Raw genomic sequence first — 22,420 nt, 5'->3', positions numbered from 1 at the left:
AGGGAGTCACGCTGCCTGGGTGCGCGCCTGCTGCTCTTGTTGCAGGTAGTCTGCAAGCACCTGTTGTTCGCCCGCGCTGGTGAACAGGCCCAGCTTGGTGCGGCGCCAGAGAATGTCTTCAGCGCTGCAGGCCCATTCGTTGCTGGCGAGGTAGTCCACCTCTCGAGCGAACAACCCACCACCAATTGCCTGGCCCAGGTCTTCCGGCCCTTGCACGCCCTCCAGCAACTGCCATACACGGCTGCCATAGGTCAGCACCCAGCGCCTGGCGATATCGACCGGCAACCAGCCACAGCGCGCCAGCACCGCATCTACCAGAGCCTGCACCGTGGTCATTTGCTCACCACCAGGTAGCGGCGCGCCAGCGGTCCAGCTGCCGCGCATCTGTGGGAAGTGCGGCTTGAGCTCGGCCATCGCCGATTCGGCCAGTTTGCGGTAGGTGGTCAGCTTGCCACCGAATACCGACAGCAACGGCGCTTGCCCTTCACTGGCGGACAGCGCCAGGGTGTAGTCGCGGGTGACCGCGGACGGATTGTCCGATTCGTCGTTGCACAGTGGGCGCACGCCGGAATAGGTGTGCACGATGTCGCTGCGGCTGATCTGGTGGTTGAAATGGGCGTTGACCACTTTGAGCAGATAATCGGTTTCCTGCTCGGTGATCGCGACTTTGGCGGGGTCGCCGCTGTACTCGCGATCGGTGGTGCCGATCAGCGTGAAACGCTCCAGGTACGGGATGCAGAAGACGATACGCTGGTCCTCGTTCTGCAGGATGTAAGCGTGTTCGCCTTCGTACATGCGCGGCACAATGATGTGGCTGCCCTGGATCAGGCGGATGCCGTAGGGGGCATCGAGCTTGAGGTCGTCCTTGATGAAGCTGGCCACCCACGGCCCGGCGGCATTGACCAGGGCACGGGCGCGAATGGTCTGCAGGCGGCCGTCAGCGTGCTGCAACTCCACTTGCCACAGGCCATCCACACGCTCCGCGCGCAGGCAGCGGGTGCGGGTATGGATATGGGCACCTTTTTCCCGTGCGGCCATCGCATTCAGCACTACCAGGCGGGCATCGTCCACCGCGCAGTCGGCGTATTCGAAACCACGGCTGATCGCAGGCTTGAGCGGGTATCCCGGGCCGAAGCGCAGGCTGCGCGAAGCACCCAGGCGCTTGCGCTTGCCCAGGTGATCGTAGAGGAACAGGCCAGCGCGAATCATCCAGGCAGGGCGCAAGTGCGGGCGGTGCGGCAGCACGAAGCGCATCGGCTTGACGATGTGCGGGGCTTTGGCCAGCAGCACTTCGCGCTCGGCCAGCGCTTCACGCACCAGGCGGAACTCGTAGTGCTCCAGGTAGCGCAGGCCGCCGTGGATCAGTTTGCTGCTGGCCGACGAGGTGTGCTGGGCCAGGTCGTCCTTTTCGCAGAGGAATACCTTGAGGCCACGCCCGGCGGCGTCGGCAGCGATGCCCACGCCATTGATGCCGCCGCCGATCACGGCGAGGTCATAGCAGTCGGCGACTTGGGGCTGGGACGAAACGGGCTGGGACACGGGCAAGGCCTCCTGGGGCTGTTCACATCGAATATGAACATTGATGTTCGTTTTCGAAAATACTAGCGCAACAGAAAGCTGGTCGCCAGTCAGTCTTCATAGAAAAAACTGATCAGATGACAATGAAATGAACATTTACGAAAGTTTTGGATGATCGGTTTGAAAGGTATCGCGCCTGTGAGATCGAGCGCGGCGCGGGCGACGCTCGATCTCACAGGCGCGACAAACCTTGCGGCATGCGCCTGTCAGCCCTCAAACCACCTCAAGCCGGATCTTGTACTGGTTCAGCAGCTGGGTGAGGGTGGGAGTTGGCGCCTGGTCGGTCACCAGGCAGTCGACCAGGCTGATCGAGCCCATGCGCACCATGGCGTTGCGCCCGAACTTGCTGGAGTCGGCGGCAAGGATCACTTGTCGGGCATTGGCGATGATTGCCTGGGATACCCGCACTTCCTGGTAATCGAAATCGAGCAGGCTGCCATCTTCGTCGATGCCGCTGATGCCCACCAGGGCGAAGTCGACCTTGAACTGGTTGATGAAGTCGACACTGGCCTGGCCGACGACGCCGCCATCACGGCGAACCGTGCCACCTGCCACCAGCACTTCGAAATCGTCCTTGGCGGCTAGGATCGCGGCCACGTGCAGGTTGTTGGTGATGACTTTCAGGTGGTTGTGGTTGAGCAGTGCCCGGGCGATGGATTCGGTGGTGGTGCCGATGTTGATGAACAGCGAGGCATGGTCGGGAATCTGCCGTGCCACGGCTTCGGCGATGCGTTGCTTTTCGTCGCGCATCTGATCGGCGCGCATGGCGTAGGCGGTGTTCTCGATGCTCGAGTCGTAGGCCGCGCCCCCGTGGTAGCGGCGTAGCAGATTGAGCTCGGCCAGCTGGTTGATATCACGGCGGATGGTTTGCGGTGTGACGACGAACAGCTGCGCCATTTCTTCGATACTGACGTAACCGCGTTCGCGCACCAGTTCGAGGATTTGTTGTTGGCGAGGGGGCAGATTCATGGGCGGTCCTTTGGGGCTGCCGGACAAATGCTGCAATGATGCCGTAGGACGCGGACTACGACCAGTAGACTATCGGGGCGGCGGCGGGGACAAATGCCCTGCATCGATTTTGTGGCCTGCGCTGGCGCTTCTTTGTAGGAGCGGCCTTGTGTCGCGAAAGGGCCGTGAAGCGGCCCCAGGATTTTCGCGTCATAGCAAATGCTGCTGGGGCCGCTTCGCGGCCCTTTCGCGACATAAGGCCGCTCCTACACGTGGTGTAGCGCCTGTCAGGTAGGATCAGGCCTCGTGATCTTCCCAGTCACGGGTACGGTCGACTGCCTTCTTCCAGCCTGCGTACAGCTTCTCTTTCTGCGTTTCATCCAGCTGCGGGCTGAACTCGCGCTCGATGATCGCCTTGTCGCGCAGTTCGTCCAGGCCGCTCCAGAAGCCACAGGCCAGGCCTGCCAGGTAGGCCGCCCCCAGCGCCGTGGTTTCGCGCATCTTCGGCCGCTCCACGCAGGTGCCGAGGATGTCGGCCTGGAACTGCATGAGGAAGTTGTTGGCCACCGCGCCGCCGTCCACGCGCAGCTCGGACAGGCGCTGGCCGCAATCCTGCTGCATTGCGTCAAGCACGTCGCGAGTCTGGTAGGCGATCGATTCCAGCGCGGCGCGGATGATGTGGTCCACCTTCACGCCACGGGTCAGGCCGAACAGTGCGCCACGGGCATACGGGTCCCAGTACGGGGCACCCAGGCCGGTGAAGGCAGGCACCAGGTATACGCCGTTGCTGTCCTTGACCTTGCTGGCGAAGTATTCGGTATCCAGTGCGTCGTTGACGATCTTCAGTTCGTCACGCAGCCACTGCACGGTGGAACCACCATTGAACACTGCACCCTCCAGCGCATAGGCCACTTCACCACGCGGGCCGCAGGCGATGGTGGTTAGCAGGCCATGGGACGACTTCACCGCCTGGTCACCGGTGTTCATCAGCAGGAAGCAGCCGGTGCCATAGGTGTTCTTGGCCTGGCCCGGTTCCACGCACATCTGGCCGAACAGTGCCGATTGCTGATCACCGGCGATACCGGCAATGGCGATACCGCTCTTGGTATGGCCGTAGACCTCGGAGGAAGGGCGTACTTCGGGCAGCATCTGCCGTGGGATGCCGAGGATTTCCAGGAGCTTGTCGTCCCACTGCAGGCTGTGGATGTTGAACATCAGCGTGCGCGAGGCGTTGGTGTAATCAGTGACATGCACCTTGCCGCCGGAGAACTTCCAGATCAGCCAGGTATCGATGGTGCCGAACAGCAGCTCGCCGCGCTCGGCGCGTTCGCGGGCACCCTCGACATTGTCGAGGATCCACTTCAGCTTGGTGCCGGAGAAGTATGGGTCGGTGACCAGGCCAGTGGTTTCGCGAATGTAGTCTTCATGGCCGTCGCGCTTGAGCTGGGCGCAGATCTCGGTGCTGCGGCGGCACTGCCAGACGATGGCGTTGTACACCGGGCGGCCGGTTTCCTTGTCCCACACCACGGTGGTTTCACGTTGGTTGGTGATACCCAGTGCGGCGACCTGGGCGTGGCTGATGCCCGCCTGGGCCAAGGCCTCGACCATGGTCGCGCTCTGCGTGGCAAAGATTTCCATCGGGTCGTGCTCGACCCAGCCCGCCTGCGGGTAGTGCTGGGCGAACTCGCGCTGGGAGGTCCCCACCACATTGGCGTCGCGGTCGAAAATAATGGCCCGCGAACTCGTGGTGCCCTGGTCCAGGGCGATGATGTAGTTCTTATCCTGGGTGTCTGTCATGGTCGTAGGCCTTGCGAAAATAGGGGGTCAGGGCTGGGCGTGATGCCGGCGTCAGTTGACTTGAGTATCGCCCTGGCGATTGTCATTTGTCTCAGGGTTCACGGCGGCTGCCATTGGCAGGTTGCGTGCGATCAGGCCGCGATAGGTCGCGGCACCCAGGCAGGCGCCAAGGATCGGTGCGAACACCGGAACCAGGAAATAAGGCATGTCCCGACCGCCAGTGAAGGCGATTTCGCCCCAACCGGCCAGGAAGGTCATGAGTTTTGGCCCGAAATCGCGGGCCGGGTTCATGGCAAAGCCGGTCAACGGGCCCATGGCGCTGCCGATCACGGCGATCAGCAGGCCGATCAGCAGCGGGGCCATGGCGCCGCGCGGCAGGCCGTTGTTGTCGTCGGTCAGGGCCATGATCACGGCCATCAGGATGGCGGTGATGATCACCTCGACCAGAAACGCCTGGCCGGTGGACAGCGATGGGTGCGGATAGGTGGAGAAGACCGAGGCCAGTTCCAGGCTGGCTTCGCTACCGCGCAACATGGCGTGGGCCTGTTCGAAATCGAAGAACAGGTTGCTGTACAGGGTGTAGACCAACGCTGCGCCACAGAACGCGCCGCATACCTGGGCCAGCATGTAGAAGGGCAGCTTGCGCTTGTCGAAGCCGGCGAACAGTGTGAGGGCGATGCTCACCGCGGGGTTCAGGTGCGCGCCGGAAATACCGGCGGTGAGGTAGATCGCCATGCTGACGCCCACGCCCCAGATGATACTGATTTCCCAAAGGCCGAAGCTTGCGCCCGCGACCTTGAGCGCGGCGACGCAGCCGGTACCGAAAAAGATGAGCAGTGCAGTGCCCAGGAACTCGGCCAGGCATTGGCTGGAAAGCGTGGGTTGGCGTAGAGCAGTCGTCATGTATGACCTCGTTTTTTTTGTTGTGAGGCGCGTGGCGCTCGACAGCAAAGCCCGGAGTCTATCCCCGTTGACCCGGGCAGATGTTGGAAATGCACCTTAAAAGTGCACCATTTTATTCAGAAACGAAAAAATATAGACAAGAAACGCTGATGTCAAAGGTCGAAAGTGAACGGTCGGTCACGATCTGGATGCTGATTTCAGGTGCGGATCCGCGTACTAGAGCCGCGCAATTGCGGTGCGCTGGCTGCGGTGTGGGAATTGTCCTAAAGTAGCCGCCGAGCTGTCCCGACCGGAGCCCCCGCATGACCCCCGCCCTAGACCTGTTGAAGAAACACCGTGCCGAGCATCGTGTGCACAGTTACGAACATGACCCCAAGTCGGCGTCATATGGCCTGGAGGCGGCGGAAAAGCTCGGTCTCGACCCGCAGCAGGTGTTCAAGACCTTGCTGGCGAGCAGTGAGAAGGGTGAATTGCTGGTGGCGGTGGTACCTGTGGTGGGTACGCTCGACCTCAAGGCCCTGGCCCAGGCTGCCGGGGTGAAAAAGTGCGAGATGGCCGACCCGGCGTCGGCGCAGCGAGCCACGGGGTACCTGGTGGGCGGGATCAGCCCGCTGGGGCAGAAGAAGCGCCTGCGCACCTTCATCGATGATTCGGCGCAGAACTTTGCAACCATCCATGTCAGCGCCGGGCGGCGTGGGCTGGAGGTGGAGTTGGCGGCGGTGGTGCTGGCTGAGTACACCCAGGGCAAGTTTGCCGGGATTGGTCGGGGCTGAGATTTCTGGGGCTGCTTTGCAGCCCTTCGCGGCACAAGGCCGCTCCTACAGGGGGAATACGTACCCTTGTAGGAGCGGCCTTGTGTCGCGATGGGCCGCAGAGCGGCCCCAAAATTTCGAATCAGGTCGCCGAGCTGTACCGGCGAACGCCGTTGTCCTGCCGCGGCAACTGCGCCGCCACGCTGCCCGGCACCGGGAACAGCACCAGGTGATCGGCCTTGACCGCAATCCCCACATCCTCACCGACCTGACGGTCGTCATGGCTAGGGAAGATCGCCTCGAGCTGGCTGCCGGTCGGCAATTGCAGGCGGTACAGGGTCGATGCCCCAAGGAAGCTCTTGCCGACGATGTTCGCCTGCAGCGCACTGCCCGGTGCGTGGACGATATCGTCAGGGCGCAGCAGCACATCCACCGAGCTGCCCGGCGCCATGATGTAGGCACGGTTGCCGCGTAATTCACCCAGCTCGGTATTGACCGCCTCGTGGCTGATCATCTGCCCACGGATGAAATACCCCTGGCCAATGAAGCTGGCCACGAACGGCGTCTGCGGCTCGTGGTAAAGGTTGTAGGGCGTGTCCCACTGCTCCAGGCGGCCTTCCTTGAACACGCCAACCTGGTCGCTGACGGCAAAGGCTTCTTCCTGGTCATGGGTCACCAGGATGGCGCTGGTGCCGCGGCTCTTGAGAATGTCGCGAACCTCATGGCTCAGGCGCCGGCGCAGCTCTACGTCGAGGTTGGAAAATGGTTCGTCGAGCAGCAGCAGTTGCGGCTCCGGTGCCAGTGCACGGGCCAGGGCGACCCGTTGCTGCTGGCCGCCGGACAGTTCATGCGGGTAGCGCCCGCCCAGACCGCCCAGCTTGACCAGCTCGAGCATCTCTTCGATGACCTCGGCCTGGCGGGGGTGCTTTGCGATGCCGAAGGCAACGTTCTGCGCCACGGTCAGGTGCGGGAACAGCGCGTAATCCTGGAACACCATGCCGATGCGGCGTTTTTCCGGGGCCAGTGTGAAACCGGCCCGGGAAATGACTTCGCCAGCCAACTGGATCTCGCCATCGTGTATCGGTTCGAAACCGGCGATGGCGCGCAGGGTAGTGGTCTTGCCGCAACCGGATGAACCCAGCAGGCAACCGATGTCGCCTGCGTTCAGGTGCAGATTGAGGTTCTGAACGATGCGCTGGTCGCCATAGCCGCAGGCGAGGTTGCGCAGGTTGAGCAGTAGGGGTTGACTCATGCGTGGTGGTAAGCCGGTTCTACAAGGAATTCGAGAAGGGCCTTCTGTGCATGCAGGCGGTTTTCAGCCTGGTCCCAGGCGACCGAACGTGGGTCGTCGAGCAGGTCATGGCTGATTTCCTCACCACGGTGGGCTGGCAGGCAGTGCATGAACAGGGCGTCGGGTGCCGCCAGGTCGAGCAGTTCGCGGGTGACCTGGTAAGGCGCGAAATGCGCCAGGCGCCGTGCAGTTTCCTCCTCCTGGCCCATGGAAGTCCAGACATCCGTGGTCACCAGATGGGCGCCGCGCACGGCTTCCTTCGGGTCACGTACGATCTGCACGTGGTCACCACCAATGGCCATGAAGCGTGGGTCCGGCTCGTAGCCTTCCGGGCAGGCAATGCGCAGCTGGAAGTCGAACTGCCTGGCTGCCTCGATGTACGAGTTGCACATGTTGAAGCCATCGCCGATCCAGGCGACGGTCTTGCCCTGGATCGAGCCGCGATGTTCGAGGAAGGTCTGCATGTCGGCCAGCAGCTGGCACGGGTGCGACTCGTCGGACAGCGCGTTGATCACCGGCACACGCGAGTTGGCGGCGAATTCGGTCAGGGTGCTGTGGGCGTGGGTACGGATCATCACCACGTCGAGCATGCTCGACAGCACGATGGCGCTATCGCTTATCGGCTCGCCACGGCCCAGCTGGGTGTCGCGCGGGGACAGGAAGATGGCCTGGCCGCCGAGCTGGATCATGCCTGCCTCGAATGACACGCGGGTACGGGTCGAGGACTTTTCGAAGATCATGCCCAGCACGCGGTTCTTCAGGGGCTCGAACAGCACGCCTCGCTTGCGCAGGTCCTTCAGCTCGATGCCGCGGCGGATCACACCGAGCAATTCGTCGGTGGTGAAGTCCAGCAGGGAGAGAAAGTGCCTAGCGCTCATGATTGACTACCTTATCTGCAACGGTATGCAGGTCGACCGTATGGTTTTTTTTGACAACGGGAGTGACCTGCGGCGTAAGCCGCACGGGGGCGGACGAAATAGGGAAAGGCGCAATACTATAAGTAAATGTCGCCTGAAGCCAAGAGGGGAAACAGCTGCCCAGTACCAAAGGGTGTTGCAAAGGGTGTCTTTACCCGACGGGCAGTGCTGTTTTTTATTTGCTACAGAGGTTTGTACACGGCTTGCCAGCAATTTGGCAAATGGCTGTCGCAAATCGTGTGCCTGATGTCGGTGGATTCACACCGCGAAGTGCGCTGGCCGGTGGCGGGGGCTGGGCGCATAGTCGATGTTCGACAACCTTCTACACATCCTCCACAACAACAAGGCAGAGGCGGCCATGACCAAGACCCTGCATCACCGTGCCTGTCACCTGTGCGAAGCGATCTGTGGGCTGAACATTGAAGTCAGCCATGACGACGATGGGCGGGCGCTGATCAGTTCGATCAAGGGCGACCCCCAGGACCCGTTCAGCCGCGGCCATGTCTGCCCAAAGGCCGTGGCCCTGCAGGACATCCAGAACGACCCCGACCGCCTGCGCCAACCGCACAAGCGGGTGGGCGAGCACTGGCAGGCCATCGGCTGGGACGAGGCCTTTGCCCTGGCCGCCGACAGGCTGTGGGCGATCCAGCAGGTCCATGGGCGCAATGCTGTGGCGGTGTACCAAGGCAACCCGAGCGTGCACAACTACGGCCTGATGACCCACAGCAACTACTTCCTGGGCCTGCTGAAAACCCGCAACCGCTTCTCTGCCACCTCGGTGGACCAGTTGCCGCAGCACCTGGTCAGCCACCTGATGTACGGCCATGGCCTGCTGCTGCCGATCCCGGACATCGACCAGACCGGTTTCATGTTGATCCTCGGCGGCAACCCGCTGGCCTCCAACGGCAGCATCATGACCGTGCCGGACGTGGAAAAACGCCTGAAAGCCCTGCAGGCCCGGGGTGGGCGCCTGGTGGTGGTGGACCCGCGGCGCAGCGAAACGGCGGCGATGGCCGACAGTCACCTGTTCATTCGCCCTGGAGGGGATGCGGCCTTGTTGTGTGGCTTGCTCAACACCCTGTTCACTGAAGGCCTGGCGCGCGGCTCGCACTTGCCGGTCATCGGCTTGCAGCAGGTGCGCGAAGCGATCGCGCCGTTCAGCGCGGAGGCCATGAGCGCGCACTGTGGCATTGCCGCGACAGACATTCGCCAGCTGGCAAGGGACTTTGCCGCGGCCGACAGCGCGGTGTGCTACGGCCGCATGGGGGTTTCGACCCAAGCCTACGGCACCCTTTGCCACTGGCTGGTGCAACTGATCAACCTGGTAACCGGCAACCTTGACCGTGAAGGCGGCGCGTTGTGCACCGAGCCTGCCGTCGACCTGGTAGCGACCACCTCGGGTGGCCATTTCAACGCCTGGCAGAGCCGGGTGTCGGGCTTGCCCGAGTACGGCGGCGAACTGCCCGTGGCGGCCTTGGCCGAGGAAATGCTGACGCCAGGCGAAGGGCAGGTGCGTGCGCTGGTGACGGTGGCTGGCAACCCCGTGCTCTCAACGCCCAATGGCCGCCAGCTGGATGTGGCGCTGGAGGGGTTGGAGTTCATGCTCAGCATTGACCTGTACATCAACGAAACCACCCGCCATGCCGACCTGATCCTGCCCTCCACCTCGGCGCTGGAAAACGACCATTACGACAGCACATTCAACTTGCTGGCCGTGCGCAACGTGACCCGCTTCAACCGGGCGATCCTGGCCAAGCCCGAAGGGGCATTGCATGACTGGGAGATTTTTGTCGGGCTGGCACAAGCGTTCGCCAAACGCGCCGAGCTGGAGTTGAAACCGACCTGGGCGCCAGCGCAGATGATCGACCTGGCCCTGCGCAAGGGGCGTTATGGTGAAACGACACCCTGGCAGCTTTCGCTGGCAGCGCTGGACGAGCACCCGCATGGCCTCGACCTGGGGCCATTGCGCGCCAACCTCGCTGCGCGCCTGACGACTGCCAGCAAGGCCGTCGAAGCGGCGCCCCAGGTGCTGCTGGATGACTTGGGGCGACTGGCGCAACAGGCCCCTCCGGTGCCGGGCGAACTGCTGCTGATCGGCCGTCGCCATGTTCGCAGCAACAATTCATGGATGCACAACTTTCATCGACTGGTGAAAGGCAAACCGCGCCATCAGTTGTTAATGCATCCGCAGGACCTGCAGCATCGTCAGTTGCAGGACGGCCAGCGAGTTCGTATCCGCTCGCGTACCGGGGATCTTGAAGTCGAGGTTCAGGCCTGCGAGGACATGATGCCCGGTGTAGTCAGCCTGCCCCATGGCTTCGGTCACTCTCGTCAAGGCGTGCACATGCAGATCGCCAAGGCGCAACCTGGGGTGAGTGCCAACGACCTCACCGATGAGCGCCTGCGTGATCAGGTTTCCGGCAACGCCGCCCTCAATGGCGTACCCGTGCAGGTAGAGGCCGCGTAAGGAATGGTAAGGCCGAGCATGCTGCTCGGCTTTCCGTTACAATGCGTCACCGTGCCGACGACCGCGTCGGAAAGTTCAGCCGAGGTGCTACATGGATATCATCGAAACGATCAAAGAGCAGATTGCCAACAACACCATTCTGCTTTACATGAAAGGCTCGCCGAATGCCCCGCAGTGTGGCTTCTCTGCGCGTGCATCGCAGGCCGTGATGGGTTGTGGCGAGAAGTTCGCCTACGTCGACATCCTGCAGAACCCGGAAATCCGTGCGAACCTGCCAAAATACGCCAACTGGCCGACCTTCCCGCAGCTGTGGGTAGCCGGTGAACTGGTCGGCGGCAGCGACATCATGCTGGAAATGTTCGAGAAGGGTGAGCTGCAGACCCTGATCAAGGAAGCGGCTGCCAAGGCCAAGGCTTCCGAGGCCTGAATTTCCGGCAAGCATGAAAAAACCCGCTGATCGCGGGTTTTTTCATGGGGCGAATATTTATTCTTCGCCCATCTGCGACTGCAGGTAGTTCTCGATACCAATCTTGTCGATCAGCCCCAGCTGGGTTTCCAGCCAGTCGATGTGCTCTTCCTCGGACTCGAGGATATCTTCGAGCATGTCACGCGAGCCAAAGTCGCCAGCGGTTTCGCAATGGGCGATGGCCGCTTTCAGGTCGACCAGGCCTTTCTGTTCGATCTTCAGGTCGCATTCGAGCATCTCTTTGGTGTGCTCGCCAATCAGCAGCTTGCCCAGGTCCTGGACGTTGGGGATGCCTTCGAGGAAGAGAATACGCTTGATCAGTTTGTCAGCGTGCTTCATCTCGTCGATGGATTCCTTGTACTCGTGCTTGCCGAGTTTGTTCAGGCCCCAATCTTCGTACATGCGTGCGTGCAGGAAGTACTGGTTGATCGCGACCAGCTCGTTTCCGAGGATCTTGTTGAGATGCTGGATGACGCTTACGTCGCCTTTCATGTCGGGTTCCTGCCCTGTAGAAGTGTGCCAATACAGTGAAGTTTGAGCCCGATACTTAGGTGTGTCAAACCTAAGTTCTTGAATAATAAGTGAAAATTAATGGAAATAAGAATGTTTGTGAACCGCGTTGGAGCGCTAACTTATTGAATTGCGGGCATAAAAAAACCGGACGCAAGGTCCGGTTCTTCGAATTCTTTGTTATCAGGCTGCGGTAAATTCCACGGGGTAGGGCAGGGCTGCCTGGCTGACCTGAAGCTCGGTCAGGGTCTCGCGGACCACCTGCTTGGCAACGCAGGCACATTTGCCGCACTGGCTGGCGACGTTTGTGGCGGCTCGCACTTCCTTGTAGCTGCAGCATCCTTCATAGATCGCATCGCGGATCTGTCCGTCGGTAACGCCGACACAAAGACACACATACATAAAGGCTGACCATCGTTGGTGGGCTCGATGGAGTGGAGCTTAATGTTAATGAGAATGCTTGTCAAAGGGGTTTCTGAAAGGGCCGTGCTTGAGCGGCCGGCGGTTGCTTCGTCGTTGGAGTCGGCCTGTCACCAGAAGCCGTGTATGATGGACGGCCTTTGTTGGATGTCGGGCAAGCCCGTCTGGCCCGGCAAACGGTTTTTCACCCTCATCAGGAGATTACAATGAGCGTACTCGTTGGTAAGAAAGCCCCCGATTTCACCGTTCCGGCCGTGCTGGGCAACGGCGAGATCGTCGACAGCTTCAACCTGGCTTCGGCCATCAAGGGCAAGTACGGCCTGGTGTTCTTCTACCCGCTGGACTTCACCTTCGTCTGCCCGTCCGAGCTGATCGCCCTGGACAACCGCATCCCTGACTTCCAGGCGCGCAACGTGGAAGTGATCGGCGTGTCGATCGACTCGCACTTCACCCACAACGCCTGGCGTAACACCCCGGTCAACAACGGTGGTATCGGCCAGGTCAAGTACACCCTGGCTGCCGACATGACCCACGAAATCTGCAAGGCCTACGACGTCGAGTCCGAAGGCGGCGTAGCCTTCCGTGGCGCCTTCCTGATCGACACCAACGGTGTTGTTCGTTCGCAGATCGTCAACGACCTGCCACTGGGCCGCAACATGGACGAGCTGCTGCGCCTGGTCGACGCCCTGCAGTTCCACGAAGAGCACGGCGAAGTCTGCCCTGCCAACTGGAAAAAAGGCGACAAAGGCATGAACGCTTCGCCGGAAGGCGTTGCTGCCTACCTGAGCGAGAACGCTGGCAAGCTGTAATTGCCGCGTGCATGAAAAAACCGGCCCTTGTGGCCGGTTTTTTTGTGCCGTCCTGTGCCGGCCTTTTCGCGGGCTTGCCCGCTCCCACAGGAATAGCACAATGGCTGAGGCCACTGCAGTACCGGTGGGAGCGGGAATGCGCGCGAACGCTTTTGCAGATCAATCGTTGAAATCGCGCCAGCCGCCCATCTCTTTCCAGCGGTTGACGATGCCGCAGAACAGCTCGGCCGTCTTCTCGGTGTCATAGCGCGCCGAGTGCGCCTCACGTCCGTCGAAGTCGATGTCGGCGCTCTGGCAGGCCCGCGCCAGTACGGTCTGGCCATAAGCCAGGCCCGCCAGGGTAGCGGTGTCGAAGCTGGAGAACGGGTGGAACGGGTTGCGCTTCAGGTCATTGCGCGTCACCGCCGCATTGAGGAAGCCCAGGTCAAAGCTGCTGTTGTGGCCGACCAGGATCGCCCGCTTGCAACCATTGGCCTTGAGCGCCTTGCGTACGCCACGGAAGATGTCGGTCAGCGCACTTTCTTCGCTGACTGCCATACGCAGCGGGTGGTCCAGCTTGATCCCGGTGAATTCCAGCGCGGCCGCCTCGATGTTGGCGCCCTCGAATGGCTCCACGCGGTGGAAGTAGGTGTGCTCGGGGAACAGGAAGCCCTTTTCGTCCATGCCGATGGTGACTGCGGCAATTTCCAGCAGGGCATCGGTAGCGCTGTTGAAGCCGCCGGTTTCAACGTCTACCACTACCGGCAGATAGCCGCGGAAACGCTCGGCCATCGGATGGCGCGAGCCGCTGCTGCCTTGGGTGTCGAGGTCGTCTTCGTAGAGGTCTTCGCTCACGCGTTTTCCTCCAGCAGGCGCCAGCGCAGTTTTTCGCCGGCGCGCAGCGGGACTACGGTCTGCTCGCCAAACGGCAGGCTATCCGGGGCGGTCCATTCTTCGCGGACCAGGGTAATGGTGTCGGTGTTTGCCGGCAGGCCGTAGAACGCCGGGCCGTGCAGGCTGGCAAAGCCTTCCAGCTTGTCCAGCGCGTTACGCTGCTCGAACGCTTCGGCGTACATCTCGATGGCTGCGTAGGCGGTGTAGCAACCGGCGCAACCGCAGGCGGCTTCCTTGGCGTGTCGGGCGTGTGGGGCCGAGTCGGTACCCAGGAAGAACTTCGGGTTGCCGCTGGTGGCCGCATCCAGCAACGCCACCTGATGGGTGTTGCGCTTGAGGATCGGCAGGCAGTAGAAGTGCGGGCGAATGCCGCCAACCAGCATGTGGTTGCGGTTGTACAGCAGGTGCTGCGCGGTGATGGTCGCGCCGACGTTGGCCGGGGCCTCGGTGACGAACTGCGCGGCATCGCTGGTGGTGATGTGCTCGAACACCACCTTCAGTGTCGGGAAGCGCTCGACCACACGGCGCATATGCTCGTCGATGAAGCGCTTCTCGCGGTCGAACACGTCGATCTCGCTACGGGTCACTTCGCCATGCACCAGTAGCGGCATGCCAACTTCCGCCAGCGCCTCGATGGCCGGGAAGATGTTGTCGATGCTGGTCACGCCCGAGTCTGAATTGGTGGTGGCGCCAGCAGGGTACAGCTTGGCGGCATACACGAAACCGCTGGCCTTGGCCGCGCGGATGTCCTCGGGGCTGGTGCGGTCGGTGAGGTACAACACCATCAGCGGCTCGAAGCGGCTGCCAGCCGGGCGGGCGGCCAGGATGCGCTCACGGTAGGCGCCGGCCTCTACGGCATTGCGTACCGGCGGAACCAGGTTGGGCATGATGATGGCACGGGCGAAAGTACGCGCCACATCGCCAACGGTGTGGGGCAGGACGGCACCATCGCGCAGATGGATGTGCCAGTCGTCGGGACGCAGGAGGGTCAGGCGATCGGACATTGGGGATTCCAGGCGGGTCGAACTCAAGCCCCAATGCTACCGGAAAACCCTGGGTGGAGCACGGCTATCAAGTTTTCCGCCAGGCGTCCGATAGCCTGCAGGTAAGCCGTCAGAATTTGTGGAGCCGCCCGTGCGCCAGCGTTACCTAGCCCTGTTGACCCTGTTCGCCAGCCTGCCGGCCGGTGCGCTGACCTTCCAGACGCGCATGGAAAACATTGCCTGGAAGGTCGAGGGTGACCAGTTCGAATGCCGGCTGATCCAGCCGATCGACGGTTTCGGCAGTGGCGAGTTCGTGCGCCGCGCGGGCGAGCAACCGGTGTTCCAGTTGCGCTCGGACAGCAACGTACTGGGGGCGGGCACGGCCACATTGCTGGCAGCTGCTGCGCCGTGGCAGCCTGGGCGCAGCGACATCAATCTGGGCAGCGTGCGCATGGCCCGTACCGGGGTGTTGTTCAGTTCTTCCCAGGGCCAGGCCAGTCGCCTGATCAACGGCCTGCTCGATGGGCGCAGCACGGTGGTACGCAATTATGCCGGCGAGGCGGGCAGGCCGATGGAAGTGCGTGTGCTGCCGGTCAGCTTCGCCAAGGCCTACAACGACTATCAGGCCTGTGCCGGCAAGCTGCTGCCGATGAACTACGATCAGGTGCGTCAGACCCAGGTGGGCTTCCCCGGGGGAGGCTTCGAGCTGGATGGCGCGGCCAAGGCACGGCTGGACGTGATCCTCGACTACATCAAGGCTGACCCGACAGTTAACCATGTAGAGCTCAACGGCCACTCCGACAACAGTGGCAATCGCCTGACCAATCGCGACATGTCGCGCCGCCGGGCACTGGCGGTAGCCGACTACCTCAAGGCCCATGGCGTTCCGGAAGAGCAGATTACCGTGCGTTTCCATGGCGAGCGTTATCCATTGGCGAAGAACACCAATGCTGCCAACCGGGCGCGTAATCGTCGGGTGAATATCGAACTGGATCGGGTTGCGGTAATCGAGAAGCCGGTTGAGAAGCCTGTCGAAAAGGCCCCTGAGCCAACACCTGCCAAGTCCTGAAGGCTGCTCCCACACGGCATTTCATAATTTCCGACGGTAAGTCGCCCTTCCGAAACTTCTTGTCGCTTTGTCGTCAGAAGCTGTCGCCCCACTGTAAATTTATCCGTAACGTCGTTAGAATCGATCCCTTTCCGTACAACCCCGTGGAGTGATGGCATGGCGGACGTAAAAAAGGTCGTACTGGCGTATTCCGGCGGCCTTGATACTTCGGTGATTCTCAAGTGGCTGCAGGATACCTACAACTGCGAAGTGGTGACCTTCACCGCTGACCTGGGGCAGGGCGAAGAGGTCGAGCCGGCTCGTGCCAAGGCCCAGGCAATGGGCGTTAAAGAGATCTACATCGACGACCTGCGCGAAGAATTCGTGCGTGATTTCGTGTTCCCGATGTTCCGCGCCAACACCGTCTACGAGGGCGAGTACCTGCTGGGTACTTCCATCGCCCGTCCGCTGATCGCCAAGCGCCTGATCGAAATTGCCAACGAAACCGGCGCCGACGCCATTTCCCACGGCGCCACCGGCAAAGGCAACGACCAGGTGCGTTTCGAACTGGGTGCCTACGCGCTGAAGCCAGGCGTCAAGGTAATCGCCCCATGGCGTGAGTGGGACCTGCTGTCCCGCGAGAAGCTGATGGACTACGCCGAGAAGCACGGCATCCCGATCGAGCGCCACGGCAAGAAGAAGTCGCCGTACTCGATGGACGCCAACCTGCTGCACATCTCCTACGAAGGCGGTGTCCTGGAAGATACCTGGACCGAGCACGAAGAAGACATGTGGCGCTGGAGTGTCTCGCCTGAGAACGCCCCGGATCAGGCTACCTACATCGAGCTGACCTACCGCAACGGTGACATCGTTGCCATCGACGGTGTCGAGAAGACTCCGGCCACCGTCCTGGCCGACCTGAACCGTATCGGTGGTGCCAATGGCATCGGCCGTCTGGATATCGTCGAGAACCGTTACGTCGGCATGAAGTCGCGCGGTTGCTACGAGACCCCTGGTGGCACCATCATGCTCAAGGCCCACCGTGCCATCGAGTCGATCACCCTGGACCGCGAAGTCGCTCACCTGAAGGATGAGCTGATGCCGAAGTACGCCAGCCTGATCTACACCGGCTACTGGTGGAGCCCGGAGCGTCTGATGCTGCAACAGATGATCGACGCTTCGCAGGTCAACGTGAACGGCGTGGTACGCCTGAAGCTGTACAAGGGCAACGTCACCGTTGTCGGCCGCAAGTCGGACGACTCGCTGTTCGACGCCAACATCGCTACCTTCGAGGAAGATGGCGGCGCCTACAACCAGGCGGATGCAGCTGGCTTCATCAAGCTCAACGCCCTGCGTATGCGCATTGCTGCCAACAAGGGCCGCTCGCTGCTCTGATTACCGTCATGTGCGGCAAGAACCCCGGCTCAGGCCGGGGTTTTTTTTGTCCGTGGAATCAATGGCCGTCGTTCGCCACCTGTTCATCAAGCGCGCTGATCGATAGTTGCGCGCACTGGCGTCTGTCCAGGTTGCAAAAGCGCCAGGTGCGAGATTGCTGAGGCGGTTGGGCGAGGGCGGACAGCAATTGCTGCTCCATCATGCGATAGGCATCGGGGCCGGAAAACATGAACGTGACAGGCTCGCCCTGCAGCGCTTCGCCGGTACTACCGGGCATTGCATGCTTGGACACATCACTCGGTGTCGATGTGTTGTCGTTTGTCGTCCTGTTTGGCGACGGGTCGTAGAACGACTTGTAATTGAAGTTGAGCGTGAGGAAGAACAGTGCCGTCAGGAAGAATGGGAAGCCCACCAGAAACCAAGTATAGAGCTTTTGACTGGACTCGCTGAGAAACGGCAATGTGGCAAGGGCGGAGGCTTCGATAATCCCTGCGAAGATGGCAATGATCGTCAGCGGGGCGACAGGTTGTACTTGGTGCATATGGGTCGTCTCCAGCGATTTTGCATATCTTTGCCTTACCGCGCTGCTCAACTAAAGACTGGATTGTTTCCCGTGAGAATAATCGCTCGAAATCCTGGTGATGTTGCCTGTTCAGGCATTTGAATTGAACATTTCCCGAGGTATCGGCCGGTTTTCAACTGGTGCACTTTTACAGGCCGGTGATACCGTTCATTCGGTAACAGGGAATTTGATTGTTACAAGTACATCAGTTGAGTGTAGGAAATTTCTGTAAGTGTTGTAGGTTCCATCTGTTCATATATTTCGCCGGTAAATCACCGCGCCAGCAGGCGCTCTGTAGGTTATCTTGGCGGGCCAAAGCAAAAGCAATGAATGGATATCGCATGAATAAAGTGCTTATCGTGGATGATCATCCGGTCATACGCCTGGCCGTACGCATGCTGATGGAGCGGCATGGGTATGACGTCGTGGCGGAAACCGACAACGGAGTGGCTGCGCTGCAACTGACACGGCAACACCTGCCGGATATCGTGGTGCTCGATATCGGCATCCCCAAGCTGGATGGCCTGGAAGTAATCACCCGCATGACGGCCTTCAGCCCGGGCAGCAAGGTGCTGGTGCTGACATCGCAGGCCCCCGGCAACTTCTCGATGCGCTGCATGCAGGCGGGGGCGGCGGGGTATGTGTGCAAGCAGCAGGAACTCACCGAACTGCTGAGCGCCATCAAGGCCGTACTGTCGGGCTACAGCTACTTCCCCAACCAGGCCCTGCACTTATCACGTGGAAGGGGGGGGAGCGAGACGGATATGGTCAACCGCCTCTCGGCAAGGGAGATGACCGTGTTGCAGCAGCTGGCGCGAGGGCGTTCCAACAAGGAAATTGCCGACAGCATGTTCCTCAGCAACAAGACGGTCAGTACCTACAAGTCGCGCCTGTTGCTCAAGCTCAATGCACGGTCGCTGGTCGACTTGATCGAGCTGGCGCAACGGCAAGGGTTAAGCTGATCACCAAGGCCGTAAAGCCTCCAGCCAGGAGGCTTTGCCAAGGTTACAGATCGTAGTCGAAGTCGGCCAACTGCTTCTGCAGGCGCCTTTCCTCCAGCATATTGTCGATGGTGCGGCGCTTGCTCAGGTTGGTCTTTGCGGTTTCCACCTGGGGTTCCGCTTCGTCATCTGCGGCAACAAAATCATCTTCGATCGACAGGTCGTCTTTATCGCTACTCATGAGTCGCTCCAAGCCAAGGGGCCATTGGCCGTCCTTATAACCAGAAAGCAGACGCTGGTAAAAAAGATTTTTTCAATCGCAGTGGGTGGTTTCGAGCTATCGACTCAATCGTCGGAGGTCTTGTGCTTGTACTCGCACAAGTCTTCAATCCGGCAACTGCCGCAGCGTGGCTTGCGTGCCTGGCACACATAGCGCCCGTGCAGGATCAGCCAGTGGTGGGCGTCGAGCAGGTAATCCTTTGGCACGAACTTGATCAGCTTTTTCTCCACTTCCAGCACCGTCTTGCCTGGCGCAATGCCCGTACGGTTGCTGACCCGGAAGATATGGGTATCCACGGCCATGGTCGGCTGGCGGAACGCTGTGTTGAGCACTACGTTGGCGGTCTTGCGGCCAACGCCGGGTAGCGCCTCCAGGGCTTCGCGTGTCTGCGGGACCTGGCTGTCATGGCGTTCGATCAGCAGCCGGCAGGCTTCGATAACGTTTTTCGCCTTGCTGTTGTACAAGCCAATGGTCTTGATGTACTCACTCAGGCCTTCGACGCCCAGCGCATAGATGGCCTCGGGGGTGTTGGCGACCGGGAACAGGCGTGCGGTAGCCTTGTTGACGCCGACATCGGTGGATTGCGCAGACAGTGTCACGGCGACCAGCAACTCGAACGGGGTGGTGTACGCCAGTTCGGTCTTCGGGTCGGGGTTGTCTTCGTGCAGCCTGCGAAAGATCTCCAGGCGTTTGGCGGCATTCATGAAATCAGAGCTTTCCTTGATGACGTGATTGGGCAGGGCCCGGACGCAGACGATTGTACAAGGCCAACAGCAGTCCGAGCAGTAGCAAGGCGCCCGGGGCCAGGCTGGCCAGGTGCAGGCCGATACCGTCGGCCAGCCATTGGCGGCTGGCACCAAGCAGCAGGCATGTGGCAAACAACGCGCAAAGGTGGCCGGCGAGCAGGCGCCAGCGCCCTTGATCGGGCAGCAGGTAGTCAATGGCCAGGCATTGCAGGCACAGCAGTGCGGGATAGTGGCCGAGGGCGAGTGCCAGTGGCAGCAGCCAGGCACGCAGTGCCAGTTGCAAGCAACTGGCCAGGGCCGCCAGAACCAGCAGGCTGGCCAGTACATAGGTCCAGGTGGCGGACCGTCGGCGCAGGGGTGCCATTGATAGCTGGTGAAGGCTGCTCAGCAGCACTGCGCACACGCCTATGGTGGCGCCTTCGCTCAGTGTTCGGGTGGCGCCCAGCAGAGGCACCAGGCTTGCGCCGAGCAGGTAGAGCCTATTCATGCGTGGCGCCCTCCAGCAATACGCTGCGCTGCTCATCGAAGTAGCTCAGCGCTTCCTGTAGCGCGACGATCACTGCACGTGAGGTCACGGTTGCGCCGGCCAACTGGTCAAAGTCGCCCTGGTCGCGCTTCAGCGCCCAGTGGTCGCCCAGCTGACGGTTGGCAAATTGCCCCAGCCAGTTCAGCTGCGCATCACCCAGGCGTGCACCCAGCCCAGGGCTTTCCTGGTGCTCGACCACCTGGCTGCCGATCAGTCGGCCGTCCGCTGCGATGGCCACGCTCAGCACGATAGGCCCGGCATAGCCCTGGGCCTTTGTGACCAGTATGACGGCGGCCGGTTTACCCGCCAGCGTTGCCCGGTAAGCTGCCAGGATGCGGCTGTTTGGCCGCTGTGCGGCGGGCCTGGGCAACGGGCTGTCCAAAGGTTGGTTGTCGTAACTGCCTTCTGGCAACACCGCCAGCCGCTGGCGGCTATTCAGTTGCTTCTCGGCGTCGGCGATGGCTGCGCTGGTCCAGTGCCGCCAGGCCAAAGTGGTCGACAGCGCCAGTGCTCCGGTCAGGAGCAACAAACCCACATCACGTACCAGGCGCTTCATCGGGCAACCTGCTGGCGCTGCAGAGCCAGGCGTTCGAGGCTCGGCGCCATGAGGTTCATGAGCAGGACGGCGAACGCTGTACCGTCCGGGTAGCTACCCCAGGTGCGGATCAGATAGATCAGCAGGCCCGCCCCCAGGCCGAAACCCAGCTTCGCCCACTCCTGCCGGGGCCCGGACACCGGTTCGGTGGCAATGAAGAACGCCGCCATCATTGTCGAGCCGGAGAACAGGTGCACCAGGGGAGAGCCGTTGGAGTCCGAGCCCGAGCCATTCCAGCCCAGCAGGCTGAACAGGAACAACCCAGCCAGCAGACCGGCCGGCGCATGCCAACTGATAACCTTGCGTTGCAGCAGGAACAGGCCGCCCAGCAGGAACGCCAGGTTGACCCATTCGCTGCCCCGTCCACCGATGCTGCCGAAACCCGGGTGACCGGCGAACAGTTCATCGATGGTCAGGCTGTGGTTGTGGCGAAGGCCGTCGAGCAGCGTCGGCCTGGCCCAGGCATCGATCTGCTCGCCGCCGGCGAACACCAGCTGCAGGCTGTCGAGCAGGCCTGGTGCCGGCCCCGGCCAATGGTTCATCTGCAACGGGAAGCTCAGCAGCACGAAGGCGTAGCCGACCATGGCCGGGTTGAACAGGTTGCGCCCAACCCCGCCAAAGGCCTGCTTGCCGATGCCGATGGCAACGCTGGTAGCGACCACCGGCAACCACCAGGGTGCCAAGGTGGGCAGGGCGGCGGCCAGCAGCACGGCGGTCACCAGCGCGCTGCCGTCGTTCAGCGCCGTGCGCAGCGGTTGTGCTCGCAAGGTAAGCAACAGCGCCTCGCACAGCAGCGCGGTGCTGGCGCACAGCAACAGGTTCAGTAGCAAACTCCAGCCATGAAGCCAGAACAGCGCCAGCAGGCCAGGTACGCAGGCCAGCAACACCAGGCCCATGCTGGTGCGTAGCCGCGGGTCGGGCTTGGCGGTCATTGGGCAAACAGCCCGTTGAAGCCGGAAAACGCCATGGCCATTACTCCGGCCCCAAGCAGTTCGATGGGCAGGCCGCGCATTGCCCCGGGGACGTCGGCATGAGCGCTGCGCTGGCGCAGGTCGGCGAACAGCACCAACGCCAGCCAGAAGCCGCCGCCAGCCAGCAGGCCTTGCAGCAAGGTAGCGAGCCATGTGCTTTCGTCGCTTGCCTGTTGCAGGGTCAAGCCCAGTACTACCGCGTTGCTCAACAGCAGCGCGGGCAGTTGCGTCACCGGCCAGCTCGGGCGCCATCTTGTCAGTAGCCATGGTACGCCCCAGGCAAGCACGGCCAGCCAGGGCAACAACAGGAACAGGGCAAGGTCCTGGGCTTGCAGTGGGGCAAGCACCCCGCGCACCAGTAGTTGTGCGCCGATCACGCCCAAGGCAATGCACAGTGCGCAGGCGAGGCCGTGCACGTGGAGGTGCAGCCTTGGGAATGGCTGTTGTTGCAGGCACAGGTGATTGACCAGCGCAGCGCTGATCAGTACCAGGATGTAGTCGCTCATGAGATGACGATAGCCGGGAATCGGGGCGATTGTCCGGGTTTGGCATCAAGGTGCCGGAGTCATTGTGAGAGCGGGCGTGCCCGCGAGCACCGGCAACGCCAGTGCCATGCACCGCGTAGTCAGTTTCGCGGGCACG

General features: G+C 61.6%; 24 protein-coding genes. 7 read left to right on the top strand and 17 right to left on the bottom strand.

Features of this window, described 5'->3' with window-relative positions; genetic code table 11:
* Positions 1 to 6: 6 nt before the first annotated feature.
* The 4 genes from glpD to ACK56M_RS23345 all read right to left on the bottom strand — a co-directional run bounded on the left by glpD (position 7) and on the right by ACK56M_RS23345 (position 5,226).
* A complete protein-coding gene (glpD, locus tag ACK56M_RS23360; RefSeq protein ID WP_100412734.1) occupies positions 7 to 1,539 on the bottom strand; it encodes a glycerol-3-phosphate dehydrogenase in 1,533 nt (510 codons plus the stop codon).
* Between the two features lie 252 nt (positions 1,540 to 1,791).
* Positions 1,792 to 2,547 carry a DNA-binding transcriptional repressor GlpR gene (glpR, locus tag ACK56M_RS23355; protein ID WP_015271570.1) on the bottom strand — a complete coding sequence of 252 codons (756 nt, stop codon included), beginning with the start codon at positions 2,545 to 2,547 and terminating at the stop codon, positions 1,792 to 1,794.
* A gap of 276 nt (positions 2,548 to 2,823) precedes the next feature.
* Positions 2,824 to 4,323, bottom strand: a complete 1,500-nt coding sequence (gene glpK, locus ACK56M_RS23350) for a glycerol kinase GlpK (protein WP_015271569.1) — start codon at positions 4,321 to 4,323, stop codon at positions 2,824 to 2,826.
* A gap of 51 nt (positions 4,324 to 4,374) precedes the next feature.
* Positions 4,375 to 5,226 carry an MIP/aquaporin family protein gene (locus tag ACK56M_RS23345; RefSeq protein ID WP_015271568.1) on the bottom strand — a complete coding sequence of 284 codons (852 nt, stop codon included), beginning with the start codon at positions 5,224 to 5,226 and terminating at the stop codon, positions 4,375 to 4,377.
* Between the two features lie 302 nt (positions 5,227 to 5,528).
* On the opposite strand from ACK56M_RS23345, the gene ybaK reads away from it, so the two are divergent.
* The gene (gene ybaK / locus ACK56M_RS23340) at positions 5,529 to 5,999 is read left to right on the top strand and encodes a Cys-tRNA(Pro) deacylase (protein ID WP_015271567.1); all 471 of its coding nucleotides are present in this window, start codon (positions 5,529 to 5,531) and stop codon (positions 5,997 to 5,999) included.
* Between the two features lie 121 nt (positions 6,000 to 6,120).
* Here ybaK and ACK56M_RS23335 read toward each other — a convergent pair whose 3' ends face one another.
* Positions 6,121 to 7,230: an ABC transporter ATP-binding protein gene (locus ACK56M_RS23335; protein ID WP_015271566.1), complete on the bottom strand. Its 1,110-nt coding sequence runs from the start codon at positions 7,228 to 7,230 to the stop codon at positions 6,121 to 6,123.
* Positions 7,227 to 8,147 (bottom strand): ornithine carbamoyltransferase, encoded by a 921-nt coding sequence (gene argF / locus ACK56M_RS23330; RefSeq protein WP_015271565.1) that lies wholly within the window; start codon positions 8,145 to 8,147, stop codon positions 7,227 to 7,229. The genes ACK56M_RS23335 and argF overlap by 4 nt, the downstream gene beginning before the upstream one ends.
* 397 nt (positions 8,148 to 8,544) lie before the next feature.
* Here argF and ACK56M_RS23325 point away from each other — a divergent pair, with 397 nt between their 5' ends.
* On the top strand, positions 8,545 to 10,653 hold the full coding sequence (locus ACK56M_RS23325) for a molybdopterin oxidoreductase family protein (RefSeq protein WP_191472212.1): 2,109 nt from the start codon (positions 8,545 to 8,547) through the stop codon (positions 10,651 to 10,653).
* Positions 10,654 to 10,744: 91 nt separating this feature from the next.
* Positions 10,745 to 11,080 carry a Grx4 family monothiol glutaredoxin gene (grxD, locus tag ACK56M_RS23320; RefSeq protein WP_003254949.1) on the top strand — a complete coding sequence of 112 codons (336 nt, stop codon included), beginning with the start codon at positions 10,745 to 10,747 and terminating at the stop codon, positions 11,078 to 11,080.
* 57 nt (positions 11,081 to 11,137) lie between these two features.
* Here the strand turns inward: grxD and bfr are convergent, their stop codons facing one another.
* Positions 11,138 to 11,611 carry a bacterioferritin gene (bfr, locus tag ACK56M_RS23315; RefSeq protein WP_003258014.1) on the bottom strand — a complete coding sequence of 158 codons (474 nt, stop codon included), beginning with the start codon at positions 11,609 to 11,611 and terminating at the stop codon, positions 11,138 to 11,140.
* A 201-nt stretch (positions 11,612 to 11,812) separates the two neighbouring features.
* On the bottom strand, positions 11,813 to 12,031 hold the full coding sequence (locus tag ACK56M_RS23310) for a bacterioferritin-associated ferredoxin (protein WP_003254947.1): 219 nt from the start codon (positions 12,029 to 12,031) through the stop codon (positions 11,813 to 11,815).
* A gap of 224 nt (positions 12,032 to 12,255) precedes the next feature.
* Here ACK56M_RS23310 and ACK56M_RS23305 point away from each other — a divergent pair, with 224 nt between their 5' ends.
* On the top strand, positions 12,256 to 12,858 hold the full coding sequence (locus ACK56M_RS23305) for a peroxiredoxin (RefSeq protein ID WP_003254945.1): 603 nt from the start codon (positions 12,256 to 12,258) through the stop codon (positions 12,856 to 12,858).
* Between the two features lie 159 nt (positions 12,859 to 13,017).
* Here ACK56M_RS23305 and rnt read toward each other — a convergent pair whose 3' ends face one another.
* Positions 13,018 to 13,629, bottom strand: a complete 612-nt coding sequence (gene rnt, locus ACK56M_RS23300; protein ID WP_230388460.1) for a ribonuclease T — start codon at positions 13,627 to 13,629, stop codon at positions 13,018 to 13,020.
* A gap of 59 nt (positions 13,630 to 13,688) precedes the next feature.
* A complete protein-coding gene (gene pyrC / locus ACK56M_RS23295) occupies positions 13,689 to 14,735 on the bottom strand; it encodes a dihydroorotase (RefSeq protein WP_015271562.1) in 1,047 nt (348 codons plus the stop codon).
* Between the two features lie 130 nt (positions 14,736 to 14,865).
* Between pyrC and ACK56M_RS23290 the strand changes: the two genes are divergently transcribed.
* The gene (locus tag ACK56M_RS23290) at positions 14,866 to 15,783 is read left to right on the top strand and encodes a flagellar protein MotY (protein ID WP_015271561.1); all 918 of its coding nucleotides are present in this window, start codon (positions 14,866 to 14,868) and stop codon (positions 15,781 to 15,783) included.
* Between the two features lie 156 nt (positions 15,784 to 15,939).
* A complete protein-coding gene (locus tag ACK56M_RS23285; RefSeq protein WP_013973956.1) occupies positions 15,940 to 17,157 on the top strand; it encodes an argininosuccinate synthase in 1,218 nt (405 codons plus the stop codon).
* Positions 17,158 to 17,215: 58 nt separating this feature from the next.
* Here ACK56M_RS23285 and ACK56M_RS23280 read toward each other — a convergent pair whose 3' ends face one another.
* Positions 17,216 to 17,698, bottom strand: a complete 483-nt coding sequence (locus tag ACK56M_RS23280) for a hypothetical protein (protein WP_015271560.1) — start codon at positions 17,696 to 17,698, stop codon at positions 17,216 to 17,218.
* A gap of 362 nt (positions 17,699 to 18,060) precedes the next feature.
* Here ACK56M_RS23280 and ACK56M_RS23275 point away from each other — a divergent pair, with 362 nt between their 5' ends.
* Positions 18,061 to 18,681, top strand: a complete 621-nt coding sequence (locus tag ACK56M_RS23275) for a response regulator (protein ID WP_411959094.1) — start codon at positions 18,061 to 18,063, stop codon at positions 18,679 to 18,681.
* A gap of 43 nt (positions 18,682 to 18,724) precedes the next feature.
* On the opposite strand, the gene ACK56M_RS23270 is transcribed toward ACK56M_RS23275, so the two are convergent.
* The 6 genes from ACK56M_RS23270 to ACK56M_RS23245 all read right to left on the bottom strand — a co-directional run bounded on the left by ACK56M_RS23270 (position 18,725) and on the right by ACK56M_RS23245 (position 22,284).
* Positions 18,725 to 18,901, bottom strand: a complete 177-nt coding sequence (locus tag ACK56M_RS23270) for a PA3496 family putative envelope integrity protein (protein WP_003258006.1) — start codon at positions 18,899 to 18,901, stop codon at positions 18,725 to 18,727.
* Between the two features lie 104 nt (positions 18,902 to 19,005).
* Entirely contained in the window at positions 19,006 to 19,644 is a 639-nt protein-coding gene (nth, locus tag ACK56M_RS23265) for an endonuclease III (protein ID WP_013973953.1), read from the bottom strand.
* Between the two features lie 4 nt (positions 19,645 to 19,648).
* Positions 19,649 to 20,173: an Rnf-Nqr domain containing protein gene (locus tag ACK56M_RS23260; RefSeq protein ID WP_015271558.1), complete on the bottom strand. Its 525-nt coding sequence runs from the start codon at positions 20,171 to 20,173 to the stop codon at positions 19,649 to 19,651.
* Entirely contained in the window at positions 20,166 to 20,768 is a 603-nt protein-coding gene (locus ACK56M_RS23255; protein ID WP_015271557.1) for an RnfABCDGE type electron transport complex subunit G, read from the bottom strand. The genes ACK56M_RS23260 and ACK56M_RS23255 overlap by 8 nt, the downstream gene beginning before the upstream one ends.
* Positions 20,765 to 21,739: an RnfABCDGE type electron transport complex subunit D gene (locus ACK56M_RS23250; protein ID WP_013973950.1), complete on the bottom strand. Its 975-nt coding sequence runs from the start codon at positions 21,737 to 21,739 to the stop codon at positions 20,765 to 20,767. Before ACK56M_RS23250 ends, ACK56M_RS23255 begins: the two co-directional genes overlap by 4 nt.
* On the bottom strand, positions 21,736 to 22,284 hold the full coding sequence (locus tag ACK56M_RS23245; RefSeq protein WP_015271556.1) for an Rnf-Nqr domain containing protein: 549 nt from the start codon (positions 22,282 to 22,284) through the stop codon (positions 21,736 to 21,738). Before ACK56M_RS23245 ends, ACK56M_RS23250 begins: the two co-directional genes overlap by 4 nt.
* Positions 22,285 to 22,420: the final 136 nt, after the last annotated feature.

Origin of the sequence: Pseudomonas sp. s4 (assembly GCF_046764235.1) — a bacterium.
Taxonomy (GTDB): Bacteria; Pseudomonadota; Gammaproteobacteria; order Pseudomonadales; family Pseudomonadaceae; genus Aquipseudomonas; species Aquipseudomonas asiatica.
This window is presented reverse-complemented; position numbering and strand designations above follow the sequence as displayed.

Excerpts from the sequence above, each read along its gene's own strand:
- glpR (WP_015271570.1), bottom strand. The coding sequence starts at position 2,547 with ATGAATCTGCCCCCTCGCCAACAACAAATCCTCGAACTGGTGCGCGAA.
- glpK (WP_015271569.1), bottom strand. The coding sequence starts at position 4,323 with ATGACAGACACCCAGGATAAGAACTACATCATCGCCCTGGACCAGGGC.
- ACK56M_RS23345 (WP_015271568.1), bottom strand. The coding sequence starts at position 5,226 with ATGACGACTGCTCTACGCCAACCCACGCTTTCCAGCCAATGCCTGGCC.
- ybaK (WP_015271567.1), top strand. The coding sequence starts at position 5,529 with ATGACCCCCGCCCTAGACCTGTTGAAGAAACACCGTGCCGAGCATCGT.
- ACK56M_RS23335 (WP_015271566.1), bottom strand. The coding sequence starts at position 7,230 with ATGAGTCAACCCCTACTGCTCAACCTGCGCAACCTCGCCTGCGGCTAT.
- argF (WP_015271565.1), bottom strand. The coding sequence starts at position 8,147 with ATGAGCGCTAGGCACTTTCTCTCCCTGCTGGACTTCACCACCGACGAA.
- ACK56M_RS23325 (WP_191472212.1), top strand. The coding sequence starts at position 8,545 with ATGACCAAGACCCTGCATCACCGTGCCTGTCACCTGTGCGAAGCGATC.
- grxD (WP_003254949.1), top strand. The coding sequence starts at position 10,745 with ATGGATATCATCGAAACGATCAAAGAGCAGATTGCCAACAACACCATT.
- bfr (WP_003258014.1), bottom strand. The coding sequence starts at position 11,611 with ATGAAAGGCGACGTAAGCGTCATCCAGCATCTCAACAAGATCCTCGGA.
- ACK56M_RS23310 (WP_003254947.1), bottom strand. The coding sequence starts at position 12,031 with ATGTATGTGTGTCTTTGTGTCGGCGTTACCGACGGACAGATCCGCGAT.
- ACK56M_RS23305 (WP_003254945.1), top strand. The coding sequence starts at position 12,256 with ATGAGCGTACTCGTTGGTAAGAAAGCCCCCGATTTCACCGTTCCGGCC.
- rnt (WP_230388460.1), bottom strand. The coding sequence starts at position 13,629 with ATGGCCGAGCGTTTCCGCGGCTATCTGCCGGTAGTGGTAGACGTTGAA.
- pyrC (WP_015271562.1), bottom strand. The coding sequence starts at position 14,735 with ATGTCCGATCGCCTGACCCTCCTGCGTCCCGACGACTGGCACATCCAT.
- ACK56M_RS23285 (WP_013973956.1), top strand. The coding sequence starts at position 15,940 with ATGGCGGACGTAAAAAAGGTCGTACTGGCGTATTCCGGCGGCCTTGAT.
- ACK56M_RS23280 (WP_015271560.1), bottom strand. The coding sequence starts at position 17,698 with ATGCACCAAGTACAACCTGTCGCCCCGCTGACGATCATTGCCATCTTC.
- ACK56M_RS23275 (WP_411959094.1), top strand. The coding sequence starts at position 18,061 with ATGAATAAAGTGCTTATCGTGGATGATCATCCGGTCATACGCCTGGCC.
- ACK56M_RS23270 (WP_003258006.1), bottom strand. The coding sequence starts at position 18,901 with ATGAGTAGCGATAAAGACGACCTGTCGATCGAAGATGATTTTGTTGCC.
- nth (WP_013973953.1), bottom strand. The coding sequence starts at position 19,644 with ATGAATGCCGCCAAACGCCTGGAGATCTTTCGCAGGCTGCACGAAGAC.
- ACK56M_RS23260 (WP_015271558.1), bottom strand. The coding sequence starts at position 20,173 with ATGAATAGGCTCTACCTGCTCGGCGCAAGCCTGGTGCCTCTGCTGGGC.
- ACK56M_RS23255 (WP_015271557.1), bottom strand. The coding sequence starts at position 20,768 with ATGAAGCGCCTGGTACGTGATGTGGGTTTGTTGCTCCTGACCGGAGCA.
- ACK56M_RS23250 (WP_013973950.1), bottom strand. The coding sequence starts at position 21,739 with ATGACCGCCAAGCCCGACCCGCGGCTACGCACCAGCATGGGCCTGGTG.
- ACK56M_RS23245 (WP_015271556.1), bottom strand. The coding sequence starts at position 22,284 with ATGAGCGACTACATCCTGGTACTGATCAGCGCTGCGCTGGTCAATCAC.